General features: G+C 61.1%; 25 protein-coding genes and 1 other RNA gene. 14 read left to right on the forward strand and 12 right to left on the reverse strand.

Features of this window, described 5'->3' with window-relative positions; genetic code table 11:
* Window positions 1–11: 11 nt before the first annotated feature.
* A complete protein-coding gene (ppk1, locus tag EIY71_RS19500) occupies window positions 12–2,237 on the forward strand; it encodes a polyphosphate kinase 1 (protein ID WP_085746759.1) in 2,226 nt (741 codons plus the stop codon).
* Window positions 2,238–2,303: 66 nt separating this feature from the next.
* Here ppk1 and ppx read toward each other — a convergent pair whose 3' ends face one another.
* The 5 genes from ppx to EIY71_RS19525 form a co-directional block, all read right to left on the reverse strand.
* Window positions 2,304–3,806, reverse strand: coding sequence for an exopolyphosphatase (gene ppx / locus EIY71_RS19505; RefSeq protein ID WP_102685840.1), 1,503 nt, complete (start codon window positions 3,804–3,806; stop codon window positions 2,304–2,306).
* 234 nt (window positions 3,807–4,040) lie between these two features.
* Window positions 4,041–4,778: an amino acid ABC transporter ATP-binding protein gene (locus EIY71_RS19510; protein ID WP_102717336.1), complete on the reverse strand. Its 738-nt coding sequence runs from the start codon at window positions 4,776–4,778 to the stop codon at window positions 4,041–4,043.
* Entirely contained in the window at window positions 4,765–5,415 is a 651-nt protein-coding gene (locus EIY71_RS19515; protein WP_134022781.1) for an amino acid ABC transporter permease, read from the reverse strand. The genes EIY71_RS19510 and EIY71_RS19515 overlap by 14 nt, the downstream gene beginning before the upstream one ends.
* Window positions 5,412–6,092 (reverse strand): amino acid ABC transporter permease, encoded by a 681-nt coding sequence (locus tag EIY71_RS19520; RefSeq protein WP_134022783.1) that lies wholly within the window; start codon window positions 6,090–6,092, stop codon window positions 5,412–5,414. The genes EIY71_RS19515 and EIY71_RS19520 overlap by 4 nt, the downstream gene beginning before the upstream one ends.
* A gap of 21 nt (window positions 6,093–6,113) precedes the next feature.
* On the reverse strand, window positions 6,114–6,899 hold the full coding sequence (locus EIY71_RS19525; RefSeq protein ID WP_085689913.1) for a transporter substrate-binding domain-containing protein: 786 nt from the start codon (window positions 6,897–6,899) through the stop codon (window positions 6,114–6,116).
* Between the two features lie 256 nt (window positions 6,900–7,155).
* Between EIY71_RS19525 and EIY71_RS19530 the strand changes: the two genes are divergently transcribed.
* The 6 genes from EIY71_RS19530 to EIY71_RS19555 all read left to right on the forward strand — a co-directional run bounded on the left by EIY71_RS19530 (window position 7,156) and on the right by EIY71_RS19555 (window position 13,307).
* Window positions 7,156–7,863: a FadR/GntR family transcriptional regulator gene (locus tag EIY71_RS19530; protein ID WP_007951828.1), complete on the forward strand. Its 708-nt coding sequence runs from the start codon at window positions 7,156–7,158 to the stop codon at window positions 7,861–7,863.
* Window positions 7,864–7,983: 120 nt separating this feature from the next.
* A complete protein-coding gene (trxA, locus tag EIY71_RS19535; protein WP_003206727.1) occupies window positions 7,984–8,313 on the forward strand; it encodes a thioredoxin TrxA in 330 nt (109 codons plus the stop codon).
* Window positions 8,314–8,562: 249 nt separating this feature from the next.
* Complete coding sequence (gene rho / locus EIY71_RS19540; RefSeq protein ID WP_011336486.1) at window positions 8,563–9,822, forward strand: transcription termination factor Rho; 1,260 nt, start codon at window positions 8,563–8,565, stop codon at window positions 9,820–9,822.
* Between the two features lie 173 nt (window positions 9,823–9,995).
* Window positions 9,996–11,462, forward strand: a complete 1,467-nt coding sequence (gene ubiD, locus EIY71_RS19545) for a 4-hydroxy-3-polyprenylbenzoate decarboxylase (protein ID WP_007951823.1) — start codon at window positions 9,996–9,998, stop codon at window positions 11,460–11,462.
* Window positions 11,462–12,430 carry a CDP-6-deoxy-delta-3,4-glucoseen reductase gene (locus EIY71_RS19550; protein WP_134022785.1) on the forward strand — a complete coding sequence of 323 codons (969 nt, stop codon included), beginning with the start codon at window positions 11,462–11,464 and terminating at the stop codon, window positions 12,428–12,430. Before ubiD ends, EIY71_RS19550 begins: the two co-directional genes overlap by 1 nt.
* A gap of 208 nt (window positions 12,431–12,638) precedes the next feature.
* The gene (locus EIY71_RS19555; protein WP_085746754.1) at window positions 12,639–13,307 is read left to right on the forward strand and encodes a gamma-glutamylcyclotransferase; all 669 of its coding nucleotides are present in this window, start codon (window positions 12,639–12,641) and stop codon (window positions 13,305–13,307) included.
* Here the strand turns inward: EIY71_RS19555 and glpT are convergent.
* Entirely contained in the window at window positions 13,283–14,632 is a 1,350-nt protein-coding gene (gene glpT / locus EIY71_RS19560; RefSeq protein ID WP_007951819.1) for a glycerol-3-phosphate transporter, read from the reverse strand. The two genes, EIY71_RS19555 and glpT, sit on opposite strands and share 25 nt — an antisense overlap.
* Between glpT and EIY71_RS28850 the strand changes: the two genes are divergently transcribed.
* Entirely contained in the window at window positions 14,605–15,573 is a 969-nt protein-coding gene (locus EIY71_RS28850) for an energy transducer TonB (RefSeq protein WP_305955772.1), read from the forward strand. The two genes, glpT and EIY71_RS28850, sit on opposite strands and share 28 nt — an antisense overlap.
* A gap of 61 nt (window positions 15,574–15,634) precedes the next feature.
* On the opposite strand, the gene EIY71_RS19570 is transcribed toward EIY71_RS28850, so the two are convergent.
* Window positions 15,635–16,612, reverse strand: a complete 978-nt coding sequence (locus EIY71_RS19570) for an NADPH:quinone oxidoreductase family protein (RefSeq protein WP_134022787.1) — start codon at window positions 16,610–16,612, stop codon at window positions 15,635–15,637.
* 150 nt (window positions 16,613–16,762) lie between these two features.
* On the opposite strand from EIY71_RS19570, the gene EIY71_RS19575 reads away from it, so the two are divergent.
* Window positions 16,763–17,170, forward strand: a complete 408-nt coding sequence (locus tag EIY71_RS19575) for a flagellar basal body-associated protein FliL (RefSeq protein ID WP_007951814.1) — start codon at window positions 16,763–16,765, stop codon at window positions 17,168–17,170.
* 70 nt (window positions 17,171–17,240) lie between these two features.
* On the opposite strand, the gene EIY71_RS19580 is transcribed toward EIY71_RS19575, so the two are convergent.
* A complete protein-coding gene (locus EIY71_RS19580; protein WP_134022789.1) occupies window positions 17,241–17,693 on the reverse strand; it encodes an EVE domain-containing protein in 453 nt (150 codons plus the stop codon).
* A gap of 197 nt (window positions 17,694–17,890) precedes the next feature.
* On the opposite strand from EIY71_RS19580, the gene EIY71_RS28600 reads away from it, so the two are divergent.
* Window positions 17,891–18,046 (forward strand): hypothetical protein, encoded by a 156-nt coding sequence (locus EIY71_RS28600; RefSeq protein WP_007911192.1) that lies wholly within the window; start codon window positions 17,891–17,893, stop codon window positions 18,044–18,046.
* 35 nt (window positions 18,047–18,081) lie between these two features.
* On the opposite strand, the gene EIY71_RS19585 is transcribed toward EIY71_RS28600, so the two are convergent.
* From EIY71_RS19585 to EIY71_RS19600, 4 genes are all read right to left on the reverse strand, one after another.
* Entirely contained in the window at window positions 18,082–18,687 is a 606-nt protein-coding gene (locus EIY71_RS19585) for a 5-formyltetrahydrofolate cyclo-ligase (protein WP_134022791.1), read from the reverse strand.
* An 80-nt stretch (window positions 18,688–18,767) separates the two neighbouring features.
* A non-coding RNA gene (gene ssrS / locus EIY71_RS19590) (6S RNA) lies at window positions 18,768–18,946 on the reverse strand.
* A gap of 30 nt (window positions 18,947–18,976) precedes the next feature.
* Window positions 18,977–19,294 (reverse strand): cell division protein ZapA, encoded by a 318-nt coding sequence (locus EIY71_RS19595; protein ID WP_007967943.1) that lies wholly within the window; start codon window positions 19,292–19,294, stop codon window positions 18,977–18,979.
* A complete protein-coding gene (locus tag EIY71_RS19600) occupies window positions 19,291–19,500 on the reverse strand; it encodes a TIGR02449 family protein (RefSeq protein WP_007940359.1) in 210 nt (69 codons plus the stop codon). Before EIY71_RS19600 ends, EIY71_RS19595 begins: the two co-directional genes overlap by 4 nt.
* A 125-nt stretch (window positions 19,501–19,625) precedes the next feature.
* On the opposite strand from EIY71_RS19600, the gene EIY71_RS19605 reads away from it, so the two are divergent.
* Genes EIY71_RS19605 through EIY71_RS19620 form a run of 4 tightly spaced genes read left to right on the forward strand, consistent with a single transcriptional unit; the run spans window position 19,626 to window position 23,210 of the window.
* On the forward strand, window positions 19,626–20,186 hold the full coding sequence (locus EIY71_RS19605) for a YecA family protein (protein ID WP_007951810.1): 561 nt from the start codon (window positions 19,626–19,628) through the stop codon (window positions 20,184–20,186).
* A 27-nt stretch (window positions 20,187–20,213) separates the two neighbouring features.
* A complete protein-coding gene (gene pepP / locus EIY71_RS19610; protein ID WP_039765352.1) occupies window positions 20,214–21,548 on the forward strand; it encodes a Xaa-Pro aminopeptidase in 1,335 nt (444 codons plus the stop codon).
* Window positions 21,545–22,732 (forward strand): 2-octaprenyl-6-methoxyphenyl hydroxylase, encoded by a 1,188-nt coding sequence (ubiH, locus tag EIY71_RS19615; RefSeq protein WP_085746748.1) that lies wholly within the window; start codon window positions 21,545–21,547, stop codon window positions 22,730–22,732. Before pepP ends, ubiH begins: the two co-directional genes overlap by 4 nt.
* The gene (locus EIY71_RS19620; protein ID WP_085746747.1) at window positions 22,725–23,210 is read left to right on the forward strand and encodes a DUF4442 domain-containing protein; all 486 of its coding nucleotides are present in this window, start codon (window positions 22,725–22,727) and stop codon (window positions 23,208–23,210) included. The genes ubiH and EIY71_RS19620 overlap by 8 nt, the downstream gene beginning before the upstream one ends.
* Window positions 23,211–23,212 lie beyond the last annotated feature (2 nt).

The following is a 23,212-nucleotide window of genomic DNA, read 5'->3' on the forward strand; positions in this document are numbered from 1 at the left end:
AGGAACATTCGATGAATACCGAAGGACTCACTGAAGTTGCCGTAAAAGAAGCTCAACCCGTGGTCGAGCAGATTACCGAAACCCCGCCGGAACTGGAGCCTGCGCCACCCGCGCCGGCAACCGAGCCTGCCACGGCGGTTCCGGCGATCGCGATTCCCGGCCTGGATGACAGCAGCCTGTACATCCACCGTGAGTTGTCGCAACTGCAGTTCAACATCCGCGTGCTGGAACAGGCGCTGGACGAGTCCTACCCGTTGCTGGAGCGGCTGAAGTTCCTGCTGATCTTCTCCAGCAACCTCGACGAATTCTTCGAAATCCGCGTCGCTGGCCTCAAGAAACAAATCACCTTCGCCCGTGAACAGGCCGGCGCCGACGGCCTGCAACCGCATCAGGCCCTGGCCCGCATCAGCGAGCTGGTGCACGGTCACGTAGACCGTCAGTACGCAATCCTCAACGACATCCTGCTGCCGGAGCTGGAAAAGCATCAGGTGCGCTTCATCCGTCGTCGCAACTGGACGACCAAGCTCAAGACCTGGGTGCGCCGCTATTTCCGCGACGAGATCGCGCCGATCATCACTCCGATCGGCCTCGATCCGACGCACCCGTTCCCGTTGCTGGTGAACAAGAGCCTGAACTTCATCGTCGAGCTCGAAGGTATCGACGCCTTCGGCCGCGACTCCGGTCTGGCGATCATCCCGGCGCCGCGTCTGCTGCCGCGGATCATCAAGGTGCCGGAAGAAGTCGGCGGCCCTGGCGACAACTATGTGTTCCTTTCGTCGATGATCCACGCCCACGCCGATGACCTGTTCCAGGGCATGAAGGTGAAGGGCTGCTACCAGTTTCGTCTGACCCGGAACGCCGACCTTGCGCTCGACTCCGAAGACGTCGAAGACCTGGCCCGCGCCCTGCGTGGCGAGTTGTTCTCCCGTCGTTACGGTGACGCCGTGCGCCTGGAAGTCGCCGACACCTGTCCGAAACACCTGTCGGACTACCTGCTCAAACAGTTCAACCTGAGCGAGACCGAGCTGTATCAGGTCAACGGCCCGGTGAACCTGACGCGTCTGTTCAGCATCACCGGTCTGGACAGCCATCCGGAGCTGCAATACACGCCATTCACGCCGCAGATTCCGAAACTGCTGCAAAACAGCGAAAACATTTTCAGCGTGATCAGCAAGCAGGACATCCTGCTGCTGCACCCGTTCGAGTCGTTCACCCCGGTGGTCGACCTGCTGCGCCAGGCCGCGAAAGACCCGCACGTTCTGGCCGTGCGCCAGACCCTGTACCGTTCCGGCGCCAACTCGGAAATCGTCGATGCGCTGGTGGACGCCGCGCGTAACGGCAAGGAAGTGACGGCGGTCATCGAGCTGCGTGCGCGCTTCGACGAAGAATCCAACCTGCAGCTGGCCAGCCGTCTGCAAGCGGCCGGTGCGGTGGTGATCTACGGCGTGGTCGGCTTCAAGACCCACGCCAAGATGATGCTGATCCTGCGCCGCGAGGCCGGCGAGATCGTGCGTTACGCGCACCTCGGCACCGGTAACTACCACGCCGGCAACGCCCGTCTTTACACCGACTACAGCCTGCTGACTTCCGACGACGCTTTGTGCGAAGACGTCGGCAAACTGTTCAGCCAGTTGATCGGCATGGGTAAAACGTTGCGCATGAAGAAGCTGCTGCATGCGCCGTTCACCCTGAAGAAGGGCATGCTCGACATGATCCTGCGCGAGACGCAATTCGCACTCGACGGCAAGCCGGCGCACATCATCGCCAAGTTCAACTCGCTGACCGATCCGAAGATCATCCGCGCGCTGTACAAGGCCAGCCAGTCCGGCGTGCGCATCGATCTGGTGGTGCGCGGCATGTGCTGCCTGCGTCCGGGCATCGCCGGGGTTTCGCACAACATTCACGTGCGCTCGATCATCGGTCGCTTCCTCGAGCACACCCGGGTGTTCTACTTCCTCAACGGTGGCGAGGAGCAGATGTTCCTGTCCAGCGCCGACTGGATGGAGCGCAACCTCGACAAGCGCGTCGAGACCTGCTTCCCGGTGGAAGGCAAGAAGCTGCTGACCCGGGTCAAGAAAGAGCTGGAGCTGTATCTGACCGACAACACCCACAGCTGGAGCCTGCAATCGGACGGCCGCTACATCCGCAACACGCCGACCGGCAACCAGAACCCGCGCAGTGCGCAGGCGACGCTGCTGGAGCGGTTGGGCAGCCCGATTCTGCCGGTGAGCAGCTGACCGCAGGTTTCAACGCCATAAAAAAGGCGATCCATCCGGATCGCCTTTTTTGTGCCTGCCCGTTACTCAATGCACGGTCAGAACAACCCCCACCCGCGTCAGCCACTCCGCCTCAAGCCCGAAATCCGCCTGAGTCAGCTGATTCTCATCCAGCCAGTTCTCCGGGAATTCCACGTCGAGGTTGTTGCCGTTGGCATGCAACGCCACTTGCGGCATCGCCTGGGTACCACGGATGTGGTGGAACAGGATGGCGAAACGCAGCAGCACGCACAGGCGGATCAGCTTGTCGCCGTCGTCGCCGAACTCGGCAAACTTGTCCTTGGGGATGTTGCGGCGGTGGCCACGCACCAGCAGGGCGAGCATTTGCTGATCTTCGCGGGAGAACCCGGCGAGGTCCGAGTGCTCGATCAGGTAAGCGCCGTGTTTATGGTAGTGATAGTGAGCGATGTCGAGCCCGACTTCGTGCACTTTCGCCGCCCAGCCCAGCAGTTCGCGCCAGATGCCGTCGTCCAGCTCCCAGTCCACGGCCACTTGATCAAACGCGTGCAAGGCTTTGCGCTCGACGCGCGCGGCCTGTTCGAGGTCGACGTGGTAGCGCTCCATCAGCGAGGTCAGGGTGCGTTCGCGCACGTCTTCGTGGTGATGGCGACCCAGCAGGTCATACAGCACGCCTTCACGCAGCGCGCCTTCGCAGTGATCCATGCGTTGCAGTTCGAGGGCGTCGAAGATCGCTTCGAGAATCGCCAGACCCGCCGGGAAGATCGCGCGACGGTCAGGTTTGATGCCTTCAAAATCGATCTTGTCGACATCGCCGAGCTTGAACAGGCGGCGCTTGAGCCACGCGAGACCTTCGGCATTCACTTCGCCGGTGCCATGACCGCCGGCCTTCAGCGCCAGGCCGATGGCGCGGATGGTGCCCGAGGAGCCGATGGCCTCATCCCAGGTCAGGCGATGCAGGGCGTGTTCGATGCTCATGATTTCCAGCCGCGCCGCCGTGTACGCCTGAGCGTAGCGGGCCGGGGTAATCTTGCCGTCCTTGAAATAGCGCTGGGTGAAACTCACGCAGCCCATTTGCAGGCTTTCGCGCAGCAGCGGTTCGAAACGCTGGCCGATGATGAATTCGGTACTGCCGCCGCCGATGTCGGCGACCAGGCGTTTGCCCGGGGTGTCGGCGAGGGTGTGGGACACGCCAAGGTAGATCAGGCGGGCCTCTTCACGGCCGGAGATGACTTCCACCGGATGGCCGAGGATTTCTTCGGCGCGGCGGATGAATTCGCCACGGTTGCGCGCCTCGCGCAGGGCGTTGGTGCCGACGATCCGCACGGCGCCCAGTGGCATGCCGTTGATCAGTTGAGCAAAGCGCTTGAGACAGTCGAGGCCGCGCTGCATGGATTCTTCGTTGAGCTGACGCTCATCGTCGATGCCGGCGGCCAGCTGAACCTTTTCACCGAGCCGTTCGAGAATACGGATTTCGCCGTTCTGGGCCTTGGCCACGACCATATGGAAGCTGTTGGAGCCCAGGTCGATCGCGGCGATCAGGGACAGATTCTTGGCTTGGGATTGCGGCATGGTGTGGGGGTCTCGGTCGATAACCCCGACATCGTGCCACGATCAAACGCTGCCGCCAACGCGCATGGTTCAAACCCTTGATTCAGCGCATAAAGTCTCAAGACCGCGGCGCGGCCATTCGCGGGCAAGCCCGCTCCCACAGGTTTTGTGTCGAACACAAAACCGTATCCCGCTAGAGAACCCTGTGGGAGCGGGCTCGCCCGCGATGAGGCCAGAAAAGTCTCTGAAAATCCTTCAGGCTGTCGCTTCGACGCTGCCAATAAAATTCGCCAGCTCCGGAGTCTGCGGATCGGCAAACAGCACTTTCGGATCCCCCACCTCGTGAACCTTGCCTTGGTGCATGAACACCAGCTTGTCCCCAACCTCGCGGGCGAAGCGCATTTCGTGGGTGACCATGATCAATGTCATGCCTTCTTTCGCAAGCTGGCGGACCACGCTGAGCACTTCGTTGACCAGCTCCGGGTCCAGCGCCGAGGTGATCTCGTCGCACAGCAGCACCTTGGGCGACATCGCCAGCGCACGGGCAATCGCCACCCGTTGCTGCTGGCCGCCCGAGAGGCGTTCCGGGAACGCATCGAATTTCTCGCCCAGACCGACGCGCTCGAGCATCTGCCGCGCCAGTTCTTGCGCCTTGGCCTTGGGCACTTTCTGCACCACCTGTGGCGCGAGCATCACGTTTTCGCCCACCGTCAGGTGCGGGAAAAGGTTGAACTGTTGAAACACCATCCCGACTTTCTGCCGCAGGCTGCGCAGATCGGCGCGGGCGGCGTCGAGGTATTCGCCGTCGACTTCGATCACGCCGTCGTTGATCGACTCCAGACCGTTGAGGGTGCGTAGCAGGGTGGACTTGCCCGAGCCGCTGCGGCCGATGATCGCCACCACCTGGCCTTCCTCGACGCTCAGGTCGATGCCTTTGAGCACGTGGTGATCGCCGTAGTATTTATGCAGGGCGGAAATTCTAAGCAGAGGCATGCAGTCTCCTTTCCAGATAGCGCGCACTGAGGGACAAGGGGTAGCAGAGCAGGAAGTAGCCCAAGGCAACGAGGCCGTAGACCATGAACGGTTCGAAAGTGGCGTTGGCGAGCATGCCGCCGGTCTTGGTCAGTTCGGTGAAGCCGATGATCGAGGTCACGGCGGTGCCCTTGACCACTTGCACCGAGAAACCCACGGTCGGCGCCACGGCAATCCGCAGCGCTTGCGGCAGGATCACGTAGCGCAGTTGCTCCAGCGGATTCAACGCCAGACTCGACGAAGCTTCCCACTGACCATTGGGAATCGCCTCGACGCAGCCGCGCCAGATCTCCGCCAGGTAGGCGCTGGTGAACAGCGTCAGGGCAATCGCCGCTGCCATCCACGTCGAAATCTCCACCCCGGCCAGCGCCACGCCGAAGAACACCAGAAACAGCTGCATCAACAGCGGGGTGCCCTGGAACAGTTCGATCCAGGTGCGGGCGATGCTGCTGGGCAGCGGGTTTTTCGAGATGCGCATGATCAGGATCAGCAACCCGACGATCCCGCCACCGATGAACGCCACCAGCGACAGCGCCAGCGTCCATTGCAGGCCGGTGAGCAGGTTGCGCAGGATGTCCCAGAACGTGAAGTCGCTCATTGGCTGCTCCTTGCACTGCTTTTCGACAGGTAACGCCGGCCGAGCCAGTTCAACAGCTGACGGATCAGCAGCGCCATGCACAGATAAATGAGGGTGGTCAGGGCGTAGGTTTCAAAGGCGCGGAAGTTGCGCGACTGAATGAAGTTGGCGGCGAAGCTCAACTCCTCGGTGGCGATCTGCGAACACACCGCCGAACCGAGCATGACGATGATGATCTGGCTGCTCAGTGCCGGCCAGACCTTGCCCAGCGCCGGCAGCAGCACCACGTGGCGGAACGCTTCGAAGCGGCTCATCGCCAATGCCGCCGCAGCTTCCAACTGCCCGCGCGGTATCGCCTGGATGCCGGCGCGGATGATCTCGGTCGAGTACGCGCCGAGGTTGATCACCATCGCCAGCACCGCCGCCTGCCACTCGGAAATCTGCACGCCAAGGGACGGCAGGCCGAAGAAGATGAAGAACAGTTGCACCAGAAATGGCGTGTTGCGAATCAACTCCACATAAACGCCGAAGATCGTCGAGAACGGGCGGATCTCCCACGCCCGCACCAACGCCCCGATGATGCCCACGCCGACCCCGAGCAACGCACCAATGGCCGTCAGCTCAAGGGTAAACAACGCCCCGCGCAGCAGCAGGTCGGTGTTTTCCACCACCGGCAAGAAATCGAACTGATAGGCCATGAAAGTCTCCCGCGTCGCCGGTCAGAGGTCGGCCGGCAGCGGCTCTTTGAGCCAGGTCTGCGCGTTCTTTTCCAGCGCGCCGTCAGCCTTGGCGGTGGCCAGGATCTCGTTGACCTTGCCCAGCAGTGCCGGCTCGTTCTTGTTCACGCCGACGTAGACCGGCGAATCCTTGAGCTTCACTTTCAGCGCGGGGACGCGTTTCGGGTTCTTTTCGCTGATCGCGACCATCACCACGTTGCCGCTGGCGATCAGGTCGACCTGGCCTGCGAGGTAGGCGGCGATGGTCGAGTTGTTGTCTTCGAAGCGCTTGATGGTCACGCCTTCGGGAGCGACCTTGGTCAGCTCGATGTCTTCGATGGCGCCACGGGTGACGCTGATGGTCTTGCCCTTCAGGTCGTCGAGGGTGCTGACGGCTGCGTCCGGCGGGCCGAACACGGCGAGGTAGAACGGCGCGTAGGCGCGGGAGAAATCGATGACCTTCTCGCGCTCGGGATTCTTGCCGAGGCTGGAAATCACCAGATCGACCTTACCGGTGGTGAGGAACGGAATGCGGTTAGTGCTGTTGACCGGGGTCAGTTCGAGTTTGACCTTGAGCTGCTCGGCCAGCAGTTTCGCCGTATCGATATCGAGGCCGCGCGGCTTCATGTCCGGGCCGACCGAGCCGAACGGCGGGAAGTCCTGAGGCACCGCGACTTTCAAGGTGCCGCGTTTGACCACGTCATCCAGACCGTCGGCATGGGCGGGGGCCTGGCTGAGCATCAGGCCGGCAAACAGGGCGGCGAGGAGGGCGCTGTAACGCTTCGTCATGGACAATCTCCGGATCGGCGGGAAGTGAATTCTGCGATCGGACAGAGCATGGGCCGTGCCAAGACTGAGGTTCGGCCCCGCAAAGCCACGGGTTTAGCGGGTTTGTTCGGTCTTACTGGTCTGAACAGTCAGGTCGGGTTTCGCACTGCGATAGCGCATCGACGCGCACCGTCGAACCCCGCTGGGGCACGACTTGCCTGATGCCTCGAATAGCATTACAACTGGCCGCACCTTGGCCTGGTCCGTCTGGAAAACCATGAACTCGATCTCCCGCGCCGTACCCGAAGTGGCGCTGCAAGCGATCCGCAAACTGATTACCGAGCAGGGCTTCGGCCCCGGCGATGCGCTGCCTTCGCAACGGGATCTGGCGGTTCAGCTGGGCGTCAGCCGCGCGTCATTGCGTGAGGCGTTGTCGTCCTTGAGTGCGCTGGGCGTGGTCAGCATTCAGCCGGGCAAGGGCGTGTTCGTGCAGGCGCCGGTCGAGTTGCCGCGCGGCGAGGGCGCCCCGGCCTGGCCGTTCGCAGCCCAGGCTTCGCCGTTGGAAATCTTTCAGTTGCGCTATGCGCTGGAAGGGTTTGCCGCCGGGCTGGCGGCGGTGACGTTGAGCACGTTTGATCTGGACGAACTGGAAGACAACGTCGCCGCCATGCGCGAGCAACTGCGCGCCGGCGACTTCGAGGCAGCGGCGAAACTGGATTTCGAATTCCACCGGCGAATCCTGCTGGCCAGCGGCAATCAGGCGATGCTGAGCATCCTCACCGCCAGTGCCGACATCTTTCTGGAGAGCCAGAAACTACCGTTCATCCGCGCCGAACGGGCCATGGAAACCTGGCAGGAACACCGCAAGATCCTTCGCGCCCTGGCTCGCAGGGCTTCCGCTGCCGCGCAGAAAGCCATGCAGGAGCACGTGCGCAATGCGGCCCTGCGCACCGGAATTTCATTCATCGCCCCCGCCAGCGCGTGACTTGAGCTATACCCAAACTCATCGAGTGCCATAGCAAGACTCAATCATCTGCGGCTTCCTGAACAAGGGAAGGGCGGCTATGATGGGCCACGTTTTTTTGCTTACAACCTGGAGAATTCCATGAGCAGCGATCTGATCAAACACGTTAGCGACGCTAGCTTCGAAGCCGACGTACTCAAGGCCGAAGGCGCTGTCCTGGTCGACTACTGGGCTGAATGGTGCGGCCCTTGCAAAATGATCGCTCCGGTTCTGGACGAGATTGCAGAGACTTACAAAGGCAAGCTGACCGTTGCCAAACTGAACATCGACGAAAACCAGGAAACCCCTGCCAAGCACGGCGTACGTGGTATTCCGACCCTGATGCTGTTCAAGAACGGCAACGTTGAAGCGACCAAGGTCGGCGCTCTGTCGAAGTCGCAACTGGCTGCTTTCCTCGACGCCAACATCTAAGCGTCGCTGTAACGATTGTCCTCAAAAAGCCCCGCAAATTGCGGGGCTTTTTGCGTATTCAGGGCTAGACGCTCCGAAACTCAGGTGATACATTCGGCCCCGCACTGGTTTCTCCACTGCCCCCTGCTAGCCGTCGCCGACGCACTCCTTTTCGAATAAGTACGCGATCCTGTCGCCTTCTCCGCGGCGCGGCCTCATTAAGCCAAAAGCTTAATTTCCCCCCTCCATAAATGATTACGTCATTCCTATATGAATCTGACTGAACTCAAGCAAAAGCCGATTACCGAACTGCTCGAATTGGCCGAACAGATGGGCATAGAAAATATGGCCCGTTCGCGCAAGCAGGACGTGATTTTCTCCCTGCTGAAAAAGCACGCTAAAAGCGGTGAGGAAATCTCCGGTGATGGCGTGCTGGAGATTCTCCAGGACGGCTTCGGCTTCCTGCGCTCCGCTGACGCTTCCTACCTCGCCGGCCCTGACGACATCTACGTCTCGCCGAGCCAGATCCGCCGTTTCAACTTGCGCACCGGTGACACCATCGTTGGCAAGATCCGCCCTCCGAAGGAAGGCGAGCGTTATTTCGCCCTGCTCAAGGTCGACACGATCAACTTCGATCGTCCTGAGAACGCGAAGAACAAGATTCTCTTCGAGAACCTGACCCCGCTGTTCCCGACCGTGCGCATGAAGATGGAAGCCGGCAACGGTTCCACCGAAGACCTGACCGGTCGTGTGATCGACCTGTGCGCCCCGATCGGCAAAGGCCAGCGCGGTCTGATCGTTGCACCACCGAAAGCCGGTAAAACGATCATGCTGCAGAACATCGCGGCGAACATCGCCCGTAACAACCCTGAAGTTCACCTGATCGTGCTGTTGATCGACGAACGTCCGGAAGAAGTGACCGAAATGCAGCGCACCGTGCGCGGCGAAGTGGTTGCCTCGACCTTCGACGAGCCGCCGACCCGTCACGTGCAAGTGGCTGAAATGGTGATCGAGAAGGCCAAGCGCCTGGTCGAACACAAGAAGGACGTGGTGATCCTGCTCGACTCCATCACCCGTCTGGCCCGTGCCTACAACACCGTGATCCCGAGCTCCGGCAAGGTGCTGACCGGTGGTGTCGATGCTCACGCCCTGGAGAAACCGAAGCGTTTCTTCGGCGCTGCGCGCAACATCGAAGAAGGCGGCTCGCTGACCATCATCGCCACCGCGCTGGTTGAAACCGGCTCGAAGATGGACGAAGTGATCTACGAAGAGTTCAAGGGCACCGGCAACATGGAGCTGCCACTGGACCGTCGTATCGCCGAGAAGCGTGTGTTCCCGGCCATCAACATCAACAAGTCCGGTACCCGTCGCGAAGAGCTGCTGACCGCCGACGACGAACTGCAGCGTATGTGGATCCTGCGCAAACTGCTGCACCCGATGGATGAAGTTGCCGCCATCGAGTTCCTGGTCGACAAGCTGAAAACGACCAAGACCAACGACGAATTCTTCCTGTCGATGAAACGCAAGTAACATCGCTGGTCGGTTCAGAAAAGTGGCGCCCCTGGAGGGCGCCATTTTTTTTGCCACGGTTCGGCTGCCCCGACCTTCCGGGAGACACTGATTGCTGTTTGCAGAGCCACGATAGCTGCCAGCGGCCGACAGAGCAGGTAGGATGTACGCCTATTTTGAGGGTGCCATCGTCAATGAAATTCAAGGATCTTCGGGATTTCGTGCAGCAGCTTGAGCAGCGCGGAGAGTTGAAACGCATCCAGATTCCCGTCTCGCCGGTGCTGGAAATGACCGAGGTGTGCGACCGCACGCTGCGGGCCAAGGGCCCGGCGCTGCTGTTCGAGAAGCCGACCGGTTACGACATCCCGGTGCTCGGCAACCTGTTCGGCACCCCCGAGCGGGTGGCCATGGGCATGGGCGCCGAGTCGGTCAGCGAGCTGCGCGAAATCGGCAAGCTGCTGGCATTCCTCAAGGAGCCTGAGCCGCCGAAGGGCTTGAAAGACGCGTGGTCGAAGCTGCCGATCTTCCGCAAGATCATCGCGATGGCGCCGAAGGTCGTCAAAGACGCCCCGTGCCAGGAAGTGGTCATCGAAGGCGACGACGTCGATCTGGCGATGCTGCCGGTACAGACCTGCTGGCCGGGCGACGTGGCGCCGCTGATCACTTGGGGCCTGACGGTCACCAAAGGTCCGAACAAGGACCGGCAGAACCTTGGTATCTACCGCCAGCAAGTGATCGGCCGCAACAAGGTCATCATGCGCTGGCTCAGCCACCGTGGCGGCGCGCTGGATTTCCGTGAGTGGTGCGAAAAGCATCCGGGCCAGCCGTTCCCGGTGTCCGTGGCCCTTGGCGCGGATCCGGCGACCATTCTCGGCGCCGTTACTCCGGTGCCGGACAGCCTCTCCGAATACGCCTTCGCCGGTCTGCTGCGCGACAGCCGCACGGAACTGGTGAAGTGCCGTGGCAACGACCTGCAAGTGCCGGCCACTGCCGAAATCATTCTTGAAGGCGTGATCCATCCGGGCGAAATGGCCGATGAAGGTCCGTACGGCGACCACACCGGTTATTACAACGAAGTCGACAGCTTCCCGGTGTTCACCGTCGAGCGCATCACCCACCGGATCAAACCGATTTACCACAGCACCTACACCGGCCGTCCGCCGGATGAGCCGGCGATTCTTGGCGTGGCGCTGAACGAAGTGTTCGTACCGATCCTGCAGAAGCAGTTCCCGGAGATCACCGACTTCTACCTGCCGCCGGAAGGCTGCTCGTACCGCATGGCCGTGGTGACGATGAAAAAGTCGTATCCGGGGCATGCCAAGCGCGTGATGCTGGGTGTCTGGTCGTTTTTGCGACAGTTCATGTACACCAAGTTCGTTATCGTCACCGACGACGACATCAACGCGCGGGACTGGAACGACGTGATCTGGGCCATCACCACGCGCATGGACCCCAAGCGCGACACGGTGATGATCGACAACACGCCGATCGACTACCTCGACTTCGCCTCGCCGGTGTCGGGGCTCGGCTCGAAGATGGGCCTGGACGCCACCCACAAGTGGCCGGGCGAAACCACTCGCGAGTGGGGTCGCGTCATCGTCAAGGATGACGCCGTCACCCAACGGATCGATGCCATCTGGAATCAGTTAGGAATAGATTGATGCGTGTAACCCTGCAGCCCTCCGGAGCGGTACTCGAGATACGGCCCGGAGAGCGGATTCTCGATGGTGCGCGGCGCCTGGGCTACGAATGCCCGCAAAGCTGCCGCAACGGCAATTGCCATGTGTGTGCGGCGCTGCTGGTGGAAGGCCGGGTCGAACAGGCCGGCAAGGTGCACGACCACGGTGAGTTCTACACTTGCATAGCGGAGCCGCTGGAAGACTGCATCGTGCTGTGGGATGGCGTGCTCGCGCTGGGAGAACTGCCTGTGCGCAGCGTGTCGTGTCAGGTCATCGAATGCCGGGACGTCGGTGGCGATACCTTTCGTGTGCGCCTGCGGGCACCAGCCGGCAAGCCGCCGCGCTACCACGCTGGCCAGTATCTGATGATCGAGCGCGAGAACGGCGAGAAGTCGGCGTTCTCCATGGCCTCGGCGCCCCACGGCGGGCGCGATCTGGAAATCCATGTGCTGGCGCGCGAATCCAGTGCGCTGAACCTGATCGATCAGCTCACGCGCAACCCGATGGTGCGGGTCGAACTGCCATTCGGCGATACCCACCTGGCGGAACTGCCGGACGGGCCGCTGGTGCTGATCGCCGCCGGCACCGGCATGGGCCAGATCCACAGCCTGATCGAACATTGCCGGGCCAGCGGCTTCAAGCATCCGGTGCACTTGTACTGGGGCGTGCGTCGTCCGGAAGATTTCTACGAAATCGAACATTGGGACGAATGGCTGAAGTTGCCCAATCTGTTCCTGCACAAGGTCGTCAGTGACCAGTGCGGCTGGGAAGGGCGCTGTGGCATGTTGCATGAGGCGGTGTGCGAGGATTTCCCTGATCTGAAACCGCTGCACGTCTATGCCAGCGGCTCGCCGGCCATGGTCTACGGCACGCTGGATGCGCTGGTGGAAGCAGGGATGGATGCCCATCAGATGCGTGCGGATGTGTTTGCTTACGCGCCGCGCTCTTGAACCTCGCTCTTCATTCTTATAACTCTCCATATAGCCGATCGGTATTTATTTAATTGCATAAATGCCGGTAGGTTATATATCCATCAGGCAATCAATTAAGAACTGTGCCATGGCACTCAAATTGCCTTAAAACATATGTGCCTTATTGTTACAGCGGTGCGTTCTATTAAGTAATTCTTCACCCGCGGGGAGCTGAACGCTATTCGCCATGAGCGCCATTGAAAACGCTTTTCTGAACCTGGCTTACCCTCCGCGGCTCGATCTTGGGCCGCAGCTGACGCACGAACAACTTCTCGCTTCCATGCAATCGACCATGGCGCGCCACAAGGGCGGGCCGGTATGGCTGTTCGCCTACGGCTCGCTGATCTGGCGGCCGGAATGCACAGCCGTGGAGCGGGTGCGTGGGCGCGTGCATGGCTATCACCGTGGCTTGTACTTGTGGTCCCACGAGCATCGCGGCACGCCGGAAATGCCGGGACTGGTCTTTGGTCTGGATCGTGGCGGCTCGTGCAGCGGCTTCGCCTACCGGTTGCCGGAAGACAATCTGGACAGCGCGCTGTATGCATTATGGAAGCGCGAGATGCCGTTCCCGTCCTATCGGCCACACTGGCTCAACTGCCGACTCGAAGATGGCAGCCAGGTTCAGGCCTTGGGATTCGTATTGGAGCGACACCTGCCCAGCTATGCCGGTAACTTGCCGGATCATGTGCTGAGCCAGGTGTTCGAAAGCGCTTGCGGGCGTTACGGCACCACTCGCGATTATGTCGAGCAGACCGCCCACGCCCTGCGCAGCCACGCCATGCCAGACCGGAATCTGGAGGCGCGGCTCAAGCGCTGTAAGTCAAAGACCGATCAGGCGACTGCTTCGCGGCTCTGACTGGCGACTTGCTTGTGCCACAGAGTCGGGGCCAGGAAGGCCATCGACAGCAGGCAAGCGCCCACCAGTAGCACGAAACCGCCATCCCAGCCGAAGTGGTCCACGGTGTAGCCCATCGCTGCACTGGCCGCGACCGAACCACCCAGATACCCGAACAGACCGGTGAAGCCCGCGGCAGTGCCGGCGGCTTTCTTCGGTGCCAGTTCCAGTGCCTGCAGGCCGATCAGCATCACCGGGCCGTAGATCAGGAAGCCAATGGAGAACAGCGCGATCATGTCGACGGTCGGGTTGCCGGCCGGGTTCAGCCAGTACACCAGGGTCGCGACGGTCACCAGGGCCATGAACACCATACCGGTCAGGCCACGGTTGCCACGGAAGATCTTGTCCGACATCCAGCCGCACAGCAGCGTGCCGGGAATCCCCGCCCACTCGTAGAAGAAATAGGCCCACGAGGTTTTATCCACGGTGAAACCCTTGGCTTCCTTCAGGTAGGTCGGCGCCCAGTCCAGCACGCCGTAGCGCAACAGGTAAACGAAGACGTTGGCCATGGCGATGTACCAGAGCATTTTGTTGCGCAGCACGTATTTGACGAAGATTTCCTTGGCACTGAATTCGTCTTCGTGGCTGGCGTCGTAGCCTTCCGGGTAGTCGTTCTTGTACTTCTCGATCGGCGGCAGGCCGACCGACTGCGGGGTGTCGCGCATGGTCACGAAAGCGAACACCGCTACTGCCAGAGCCACGGCGGCCGGGACGTAGAACGCCGCGTGCCAGTCGTTGAACAGGCCCATGCCGATCAGGAACAGCGGGCCGATCAGGCCGCCGCCGACGTTATGCGCCACGTTCCACACCGATACCACGCCGCCACGTTCCTTCTGCGACCACCAGTGCACCATCGTGCGTCCGCTCGGCGGCCAGCCCATGCCCTGGGCCCAACCGTTGATGAACAGCAAGATAAACATCATGGTCACGCTGGAGGTTGCCCAAGGCGCGAAACCGAAAATGAACATCACCCCGGCCGATACCAGCAGGCCGAATGGCAGGAAGTAACGCGGGTTGGAGCGGTCGGACACCAGGCCCATGAGGAACTTGGACAGACCGTAGGCAATGGCGATGGCCGACATCGCCAGACCCAGATCACCACGGCTATAGCCTTCGTCGATCAGGTACGGCATGGCCAGCGAGAAGTTCTTGCGCAGCAGGTAGTAACCCGCGTAGCCAAAGAAGATGCCGGCGAAGATCTGCCAACGCAGGCGTCGGTAGGTGCTGTCGATTTTTTCTTCAGGCAATGGAGCCTGATGTGCGGCAGGACGAAAGAAAGCAAACATTCAAGAGCTCCAGATTTCTTGTTTTGACTGCGGATGCGAATGTTACAGTTTCGTTACCGAAAATAGCACCGCTTCCCATCGGCAAAACAGCGGAAATGTTGGAAGTCGCGCGTTCCTTTATGAACATGTCGCTCAGATATAAGTGCGGGGCGTTGTGGGAAAGGTTACTTCGGCGTCTTCCTGCCGGGTTTCAGGGCTTTGTAGGGCGCAGGTTTGGGAAATGTCCTGCGAACAATGCAGAAGGCGCGGCGTTCTGTTTCAGGCTGCCGGGCTCTACCCTTTTGATGGTGCCAATCGGGCATTCGAGCGGTAAAGGGGGAGGGCTCATGCGGTGGTGTGTGTTGCTGTTTTTGCTGATGGCATCCGGAGGTGCGTGGGCGGTAGAGGTGCTGCTGATTCCGGAAAACAACCCGAGGCCGGTCTATCCGCGAGGGCTTTTCAGGGCTGGCGTGGTCGGTGAAGTGGGCGCCGAGTTCACCGTCCATGCCGACGGTTCAGTCGACCGGATCAGCTTTGCGCCAAGCAGCCATCCGGAGCTGATCGAAGCGGTCAGGGCGGCTGTCGAGCAATGGCGTTTCAAACCGTGGATCGTCGAGGGCGACAAACCGGCACAGACGCGGGTCTTCGCACCGATGGTATTCAGGCTGGATCTGGATCAACCCATCCACATCAACCAGCAACTGAAAGCCTTGAAGTGCCGCACCTTGAACGAATACCTCGGCAACATTGCGGAGCAATCATGGATCGATACCAAGGTGTTCGTTTACACCAGGGCCTACCTTTCCAATGTGTTCCACAAAGCGCAGCTGCCGGACGAACAGCGGCTGGCGATGATCGCCAGACTGAACAAGCGGATTCCATCGATTGTAAGGAGTTGCCGTAGCAGCCCGGTCCGGACGTACATGAGCCTGTTGCCGGAGGATATTCGCAGTTTGATGTAGGGCTGGAGTGCTCTGAAGAGCGATCCGGAAGTGGCCATCAATTCCGGATCGCCCGATCAGCTCAGCGCACTTGCACTACGACTTTCCCGACAGCCTTGCGCTGCCCGAGATCATTGATCGCCTGCGCGGCATTGCCCAGCGGGTAGACCTGCGACACCAGCGGCTTCAGCTTGCCCTCGGCAAACCAGCCGAACAGTTGCTGGAAGTTCGCCGCGTTGTCCTGCGGCTGGCGCTGGGCGAAGGAGCCCCAGAACACGCCGAGTACCGCGGCGCCCTTGAGCAGGGCGATGTTGACCGGCAGTTCGGGAATGCGGCCGCTGGCGAAACCGACCACCAGCAGACGGCCGTTCCAGGCGATGGCGCGGATGGCTTGATCGAACAGGTCGCCGCCGACCGGGTCGTAGATCACGTCGGCGCCCTGGCCGTCGGTCAGGCGCTTGATCTCGTCCTTGAGGCTGGTTTCGCTGTAGTTGATCAGTTCGTCGGCTCCGGCAGCCTTGGCCACGGCGAGTTTTTCCGCGCTGCTGGCAGCGGCGATCACCCGGGCGCCCATGGCTTTGCCGATTTCCACGGCGGCCAGGCCAACACCGCCAGAAGCACCGAGCACCAGCAGGGTTTCACCCGGTTGCAGGTTGCCGCGCTGTTTGAGGGCGTGCATCGACGTGCCGTAGGTCATGCTGAAGGCGGCGGCGGTGTTGAAATCCATCGACGGCGGGATCGGCAGCACGTTATAGCCCGGGACCGCGACCTGCTCGGCGAAGCTGCCCCAGCCGGTCAGGGCCATGACCCGGTCGCCGACCTTCAGGTGACTGATCTTTTCACCCACTTCGCTGACCACACCGGAAGCTTCGCCACCCGGCGAGAACGGGAAGGGCGGCTTGAACTGGTATTTGCCCTCGATGATCAGCGTGTCCGGGAAATTGACCCCCGCGGCGTGCACGTCCAGCAGGATTTCGTTCTGTTTGGCGACAGGACTGGCGACGTCCTCCAGCACCAGCGATTCGGCAGGGCCGAAGGCTTTGCACAGCACGGCTTTCATCAGGGCTATTCCTTTGGGAGTGATGGCCGATAAGTGTAGGTGTGGCAGTCAACGGGTCAACGAGCATGCCCGGCCCTGATAGTCCGCCATAAGCTTGTGCTTGCGCGGCGGGTCGTTATGCTAGGCCGCAAACCGGATAAGGAGCGAATTGTGAAAGCGTGGATCATGTTGTTGCTGGCCCTGTCTCTGCCTGTGGCAGCGCTGGCCGAAGAAGCCAAAGAAGGCGAGGCGCCGAAGGTCAACTACATCACCCTGAGCCCGCCGTTTGTGGGCAACTACGGGCTCGATGGCACCCCGAAGCTCAAGGTCTATAAGGCCGACGTGGCACTGCGGGTGACCGGTGAAGAGGCGACCAAACTGGTCAAGGCCAACGAGCCGCTGATCCGCAATCAACTGGTGGCGCTGTTCACCCAGCAGACCACCGATGCGATGGGCAGCATCGAAGGCAAGGAAAAACTGCGTCAGGAAGCCTTGAAGCAGACCCAGCAAGTGATGAATGACGAGACCGGCAAGCCGGTGGTTGAAGATCTGTTGTTCAACAACCTGATCATTCAATAAGACATTCGTTGTCCGGGCGGTCCCCATCGCTGGCTTGCCAGCGATGGCATTTTGTCAGGCGACAAATGACTCAGGGTTTGAGCGCGATCACCGCCGCCCACTGCTCGGCCGTCACCGGCATCACCGACAGTCGCGAACCCTTTTGCACCAGCGGCATCTCGGCCAGCGCGGTCTGCTGTTTCAGGTAATCCAGCTTCAAGACCCGGCTGAAAGTTTCGACGTGGGCGACATCAATCGCGCTCCAGGCGTTTTTCTCCGGCGTGGCTTTCGGATCGAAGTAATGGCTTTCCGGTTCCAGTGCGCTGGGATCCGGGTACGCGGCTTCGATTATTTTGCCGATCCCGGCAATCCCCGGCTCCGGGCAGCTGGAATGGTAGAAAAAGAACTGGTCCCCCACTGCCATGGCCCGCAGGAAATTGCGTGCCTGATAGTTGCGAACCCCGTCCCAGCGCGCTTTGCCGAGCTTTTCCAGGCCCTTGATCGAGAGTTCGTCGGGCTCGGATTTCATCAGCCAGTAGGCCATGGTTTTTGCTCCTCAAGCGGTCATTGGGCAGGTTGTCCGGCAATTTTATGACAAACCGACGGTCGGTTGACGCCAGCATTTGCGCAGAGGTTCACGTTGTCGCAAAATGCCGGCCTTTAAAGCTTGACGCTGCTGCACGGCCTACGAATGGAAACCGCTGCTGTCATCGTGATGATGTGCCTTGAGGGGGGCAATCGATGAAACGCAAACCGGATTTGCTGTGGACTTTGGTGATTTTGTTCGGTCTGGGCGTCGTGACCACCGGTTATGCGCAAAGTCTGTGGGCCAACAAGGCCGATGCACCGATTGAAGTAGCGCAACAAGTACAACAGTCGACAGCCTTCAAACGCTGAAACTGCCTTTTCGACGCCGCTGATCCGCGCGGCGTCTATCCCGCGAAATACCACGCCTTGTCTGTCACCGTTCCCTGCAACGGTACATCCCAGCTCGCTTGCGCGAGACGTTCGACTTTCTGACATTCATGGGCCAGCCCCAACAGCGTCGGCTTGCGCCAGTTCTGGCGTCGGGCCAGATACGCCAGACTGCGATCGTAGAATCCGCCGCCCATGCCCAGGCGTCCGCCGACATCGTCGAATCCCACCAGTGGCAACAGCACCAGATCCAGCGCCCAGACCTTGCGTTGACGGGCCAGATTGGCGCGCGGCTCAAGGATGCGGAAGCGGTTGGGTTTGAGTTTTTCGCCGGGGCGGATCTGCTGGAAGACCATTTTGGTCCGCGGCCAGGCACTGAGCACCGGCAGATAGGTTTTCTTGCCCCGACGCTGGGCCGCGCGCAGCAACAGGCGCGGGTCGATTTCACCGTCGGTGGGCAGGTACAGGGAAATGTGTTTCGCCCGGCGAAAGTGCGGGTCTTGTGCCAACTGCTTGTACAGGCCTTCGGCGGCCTCGCGTTGTTCGCTTCGCGTCAGCGAGCGGCGGGCCTTGCGCAGCAGGCGGCGCAGTTGGGGGCGGGGCAGCAACGCGGGTTCGGTCATGGTTCGGCTTCGGCAGGGTGGGACGAAAACGTACGCATAAAAAATCCGATGCCGGCATGCACCGGCATCGGATTCGAATCAGGCTCCCCGGATGAGCCGCTGTCGACTTAGCCCTTGAACCCGAGAGTTCAAGGTGGAGGATGCAGTAGGCTTTAAGGCTTTCCGTCTGGCGGACATGCACACCAGCCCAACGTGCAACCCCCAGGGTAGTGCAAATCGGCTCAGGGACATCGTCAACTGGCAAGCACCCCAGGGAGTGCGGCGAGTATAACTCAAGCGGCCTGGCGAATCAGCCCTTGCTGATGTCCGGATCGTCGGCCAGCACCAGATCGACACGATCGAGCAAGTCTCGCACCTGTTCACGGGTCGAACCGCTGGCCTGGATGTCCGGGCGCTCTTCTTTGTGCAAGAGATCGTGGGTGATGTTCAGCGCGGCCATCACGGCGATGCGGTCGGCGCCGATGACTTTTCCGCTGCTGCGGATCTCGCGCATCTTGCCGTCCAGGTAACGCGCGGCACTGACCAGATTGCTGCGTTCTTCCTGGGGACAGATGATCGAATATTCTTTGTCGAGGATCTGCACGGTAACGCTATTGCTTGAACTCATGAGTCTTGCTCCAGGGCCTTGAGGCGCGAAATCATCGATTCGACCTTACGCCGGGCGATTTCGTTTTTTTCAATGAGGTGCGCGCGTTCCTCGCGCCAGGTCTTTTCCTGAGCAAGTAAGAGTGCATTTTGACTCTTTAGTTGCTCGACTCGGGTAATCAGCAGTTCGAGTCTGGCCATCAGCGCTTGCAGGTCGGTGTCTTCCATTGTGTCCACTGATTCGGTCTGATGGGTTTGGCTGGCGGACAGCCTTTAATGGTCTTGGCGAGTCTGTCGATGTAGGATACAAGGCCTTCATTCTAGACATAGCGCCGTCTGGCGCCTAGCTGCCCATGCCCATTCAGAATTCCCCGTACCAAGGCTTTGCCACCCTGCTGAACTCCAGCGGTCACTCCGTTTCGCCTGCCGAACTGCACGGCCTGTTGCTGGGCCGCAGTTGTGCCGGCGCCGGCTTCAATGCCGAAGAATGGCTGATCGATGCCGCCGAGCTGCTCGAAAGCGAGCCGCAGGACAACGTCCGCAACGCGCTGATCGGTCTGCAGGAGATGGTCAAAAGCGAACTCACCGGTGATGACGTCACCGTGGTTCTGCTGCTGCCGAACGATGACGCACCGCTGGCCGAGCGCGCCGCCGCGCTGGGCGAATGGTGTCAGGGCTTCCTCACCGGTTTCGGCCTGAACTGCCGCGACAGCAGCATGCTGAGCACCGAAGCCACCGAAGTGTTGCAGGATTTGGCAGCGATCTCCCAGGTGCAAGACGCACTGGAAGAATCCGAAGACGGCGAAAGCGACTATATGGAAGTCATGGAGTACCTGCGTGTCGCTCCGCTGCTGCTGTTCTCCGAAACCAAAAAGGCCGACGTGCCGCCAGCGGCCAAGCCGTCGCTGCACTGATCGCGTGCCAGGGAAAGCCATCTGCCCATGATCCATATCCCGAAAGCGGAATACGCCCGGCGCCGCAAGGCGCTGATGGCGCAGATGGAACCCAACAGCATCGCGATCCTGCCTGCCGCCGCGGTCGCCATTCGCAACCGCGACGTCGAGCATGTCTATCGTCAGGACAGCGACTTCCAGTACCTCAGCGGTTTTCCCGAGCCGCAAGCGGTCATCGTCCTGATGCCCGGTCGCGAACACGGCGAATACGTGCTGTTCTGCCGTGAGCGCAACGCCGAACGCGAACTCTGGGACGGCCTGCGCGCCGGCCAGGAAGGCGCGATCCGCGATTTCGGCGCCGACGACGCGTTCCCCATCACCGACATCGACGACATCCTGCCGGGCCTGATCGAAGGCCGCGACCGGGTGTATTCGGCGATGGGCAGCAACCCGGAATTCGACCGCCACCTGATGGACTGGATCAACGTGATCCGCTCCAAGGCGCACCTCGGCGCCCAGCCGCCGAACGAATTCGTTGCCCTGGATCACCTGCTGCACGACATGCGCCTGTATAAATCGGCGGCAGAAGTGAAGGTGATGCGCGAAGCGGCGCGGATCTCTGCCCAGGCTCACATCCGGGCGATGCAGGCCAGCCGTGCCGGGTTGTACGAGTACAGCCTCGAAGCCGAACTGGATTACGAGTTCCGCAAGGGCGGGGCGAAAATGCCCGCCTACGGTTCGATCGTCGCCGCTGGGCGCAACAGCTGCATCCTGCATTACCAGCAGAATGACGCGCTGCTCAAGGACGGCGATCTGGTGCTGATCGATGCTGGTTGCGAGATCGACTGCTACGCCAGTGACATCACCCGCACCTGGCCGGTCAACGGCAAGTTTTCCGCTGAACAGAAAGCGATCTACGAACTGGTGCTGGCTTCGCAGGAAGCCGCGTTCGCCGAAATCGCCCCGAACAAACACTGGAACCAGGCGCATGAAGCCACGGTTCGGGTGATCACCACCGGGCTGGTGAAGCTGGGGCTGTTGCAGGGCGAAGTGGACGAGTTGATCGCCTCCGAAGCCTACAAGGCGTTTTACATGCATCGCGCCGGGCACTGGCTCGGGATGGATGTGCATGACGTCGGCGAATACAAGGTCGGCGGTGAATGGCGAGTGCTGGAAGTCGGCATGGCGCTGACCGTGGAGCCGGGCATCTACATCGCCCCGGACAATCAGAACGTAGCGAAGAAATGGCGCGGCATTGGCGTGCGCATCGAGGATGACGTGGTAGTGACCAAAAGCGGTTGTGAAATCCTGACCGGCGGCGTGCCGAAAACCGTCGCCGAGATCGAAGCGCTGATGGCGCAAGCACGGACCTGCGCGGCATGAGTCGGGTCAATCTGGCAATCATCGGTGGCGGTCTGGTCGGCGCCAGTCTGGCGTTGGCCTTGCAGGCCGGCGCCAGGGCCCGTGGCTGGAAGATCGTGCTGATCGAACCGTTCGCCCCCGGTGACACCTGGCAGCCAAGCTACGACGCGCGCTCCTCGGCGCTGTCCTTCGGCTCGCGGCAGATTTATCAGCGGTTGGGCGTGTGGCAGGAAATCTCCCGCCGCGCCGAACCGATCAAGCAGATTCATGTATCCGACCGTGGTCGCTTTTCCACTGCTCGCCTGTCGGCGATGGAAGAGGGCGTCCCGGCGCTCGGCTATGTGGTGGAAAACGCTTGGCTCGGCCAGTGCCTGTGGCAGCACCTCGACAAAGACGTGATCAGTTGGCGCTGCCCGGCGGAAGTTTCCCGCATGGAGCCGCTGCCCGACGGCTATCGGCTGACCCTCAACGATGAAATCACGGTCGAATGCGATCTGGCGGTGCTCGCCGATGGCGGCCGTTCCGGTCTGCGCGAGCAACTGGGCATCAACGTGCGCAAGCGCCCGTACAACCAGAGCGCGCTGATCGCCAACATCACCCCGAGCGAAGCGCACAATGGCATGGCCTTCGAGCGCTTCACCGACGAAGGCCCGATGGCGCTGCTGCCGCTGCCGGAAAACCGCTGCGCGCTGGTCTGGACCCGTCTGGGCATGGACGCGCAACGTCTGGCCGACCTGAGCGAACGTGATTTCCTCAGCGAGCTGCAAGGTGTGTTCGGCTACCGTCTCGGTACGTTGAAACAAGTTGGCGCGCGGCATCTGTATCCGCTGTCGCTGGTGGAAGCCGAAGAGCAGGTGCGCTCGCATCTGGCCGTTCTCGGCAACGCCGCCCACAGCCTGCATCCGATTGCCGGGCAGGGTTTCAACCTGTCCCTGCGCGATGCCGATGCCTTGGCCGCCGCGCTGCTGGCCAGCGACAAACCGCTGGGGGATTTCGCCACGTTGCAGGCCTATCGCGAGCGTCAGCGTCTCGATCAGGATCTCACCGTGGGTTTCTCCGATCAGGTCACGCGCCTGTTCGGTAGCACTCAGCCGCTGGTGTCGCTGGGGCGCAACATCGGCCTGCTCGGCCTCGATCTGCTGCCGCCGGCCAAGCGCTGGTTCGCCCGTCAGGCCATGGGGCTGGGGACGCGACCGGATGCGTGAGTGGCTGATCAAACGGTTTGGCAAGGCGCGGCTGATGCGCTGGATCATGACGTTCTACCCGCCGTACTTCGGCGCCGGTGTCCGGGTGCAGCACATCAGCGATGACTTTCGTGACATTCAGGTCTCGATGGGCCTGGGATGGTACAACCGCAATTACGTCGGCACCCAGTTCGGCGGCAGTCTGTATTCGATGGTCGATCCGTTTTTCATGTTGATGCTCATGGAGAACCTCGGCTCGCGGTACATCGTCTGGGACAAGGCCGCCGACATTGATTTCATATCGCCGGGCAAAGGCCCGGTGTATGCCAGGTTCAACATCGACGACACCCTGCTCGACGAGATCCGTCGGCAGACCGCCAGTGGCGAGAAATACCTGCCGCAGTTGCAGGTCGACATTCATGACGGCGCTGGCAATCTGGTGGCGCGGGTCGGTAAAACCCTTTACGTGCGGCTCAAGCCGCCAGCGAGACAGGCTTAAAG

Origin of the sequence: Pseudomonas sp. CH235, assembly GCF_004368175.1 — a bacterium.
GTDB classification, from domain to species: domain Bacteria; phylum Pseudomonadota; class Gammaproteobacteria; order Pseudomonadales; family Pseudomonadaceae; genus Aquipseudomonas; species Aquipseudomonas paraglycinae.

Excerpts from the sequence above, each read along its gene's own strand:
- ppk1 (WP_085746759.1), top strand. The coding sequence starts at position 12 with ATGAATACCGAAGGACTCACTGAAGTTGCCGTAAAAGAAGCTCAACCC.
- ppx (WP_102685840.1), bottom strand. The coding sequence starts at position 3,806 with ATGCCGCAATCCCAAGCCAAGAATCTGTCCCTGATCGCCGCGATCGAC.
- EIY71_RS19510 (WP_102717336.1), bottom strand. The coding sequence starts at position 4,778 with ATGCCTCTGCTTAGAATTTCCGCCCTGCATAAATACTACGGCGATCAC.
- EIY71_RS19515 (WP_134022781.1), bottom strand. The coding sequence starts at position 5,415 with ATGAGCGACTTCACGTTCTGGGACATCCTGCGCAACCTGCTCACCGGC.
- EIY71_RS19520 (WP_134022783.1), bottom strand. The coding sequence starts at position 6,092 with ATGGCCTATCAGTTCGATTTCTTGCCGGTGGTGGAAAACACCGACCTG.
- EIY71_RS19525 (WP_085689913.1), bottom strand. The coding sequence starts at position 6,899 with ATGACGAAGCGTTACAGCGCCCTCCTCGCCGCCCTGTTTGCCGGCCTG.
- EIY71_RS19530 (WP_007951828.1), top strand. The coding sequence starts at position 7,156 with ATGAACTCGATCTCCCGCGCCGTACCCGAAGTGGCGCTGCAAGCGATC.
- trxA (WP_003206727.1), top strand. The coding sequence starts at position 7,984 with ATGAGCAGCGATCTGATCAAACACGTTAGCGACGCTAGCTTCGAAGCC.
- rho (WP_011336486.1), top strand. The coding sequence starts at position 8,563 with ATGAATCTGACTGAACTCAAGCAAAAGCCGATTACCGAACTGCTCGAA.
- ubiD (WP_007951823.1), top strand. The coding sequence starts at position 9,996 with ATGAAATTCAAGGATCTTCGGGATTTCGTGCAGCAGCTTGAGCAGCGC.
- EIY71_RS19550 (WP_134022785.1), top strand. The coding sequence starts at position 11,462 with ATGCGTGTAACCCTGCAGCCCTCCGGAGCGGTACTCGAGATACGGCCC.
- EIY71_RS19555 (WP_085746754.1), top strand. The coding sequence starts at position 12,639 with ATGAGCGCCATTGAAAACGCTTTTCTGAACCTGGCTTACCCTCCGCGG.
- glpT (WP_007951819.1), bottom strand. The coding sequence starts at position 14,632 with ATGTTTGCTTTCTTTCGTCCTGCCGCACATCAGGCTCCATTGCCTGAA.
- EIY71_RS19570 (WP_134022787.1), bottom strand. The coding sequence starts at position 16,612 with ATGAAAGCCGTGCTGTGCAAAGCCTTCGGCCCTGCCGAATCGCTGGTG.
- EIY71_RS19580 (WP_134022789.1), bottom strand. The coding sequence starts at position 17,693 with ATGGCCTACTGGCTGATGAAATCCGAGCCCGACGAACTCTCGATCAAG.
- EIY71_RS28600 (WP_007911192.1), top strand. The coding sequence starts at position 17,891 with ATGAAACGCAAACCGGATTTGCTGTGGACTTTGGTGATTTTGTTCGGT.
- EIY71_RS19585 (WP_134022791.1), bottom strand. The coding sequence starts at position 18,687 with ATGACCGAACCCGCGTTGCTGCCCCGCCCCCAACTGCGCCGCCTGCTG.
- EIY71_RS19595 (WP_007967943.1), bottom strand. The coding sequence starts at position 19,294 with ATGAGTTCAAGCAATAGCGTTACCGTGCAGATCCTCGACAAAGAATAT.
- EIY71_RS19600 (WP_007940359.1), bottom strand. The coding sequence starts at position 19,500 with ATGGAAGACACCGACCTGCAAGCGCTGATGGCCAGACTCGAACTGCTG.
- EIY71_RS19605 (WP_007951810.1), top strand. The coding sequence starts at position 19,626 with ATGCCCATTCAGAATTCCCCGTACCAAGGCTTTGCCACCCTGCTGAAC.
- pepP (WP_039765352.1), top strand. The coding sequence starts at position 20,214 with ATGATCCATATCCCGAAAGCGGAATACGCCCGGCGCCGCAAGGCGCTG.
- ubiH (WP_085746748.1), top strand. The coding sequence starts at position 21,545 with ATGAGTCGGGTCAATCTGGCAATCATCGGTGGCGGTCTGGTCGGCGCC.
- EIY71_RS19620 (WP_085746747.1), top strand. The coding sequence starts at position 22,725 with ATGCGTGAGTGGCTGATCAAACGGTTTGGCAAGGCGCGGCTGATGCGC.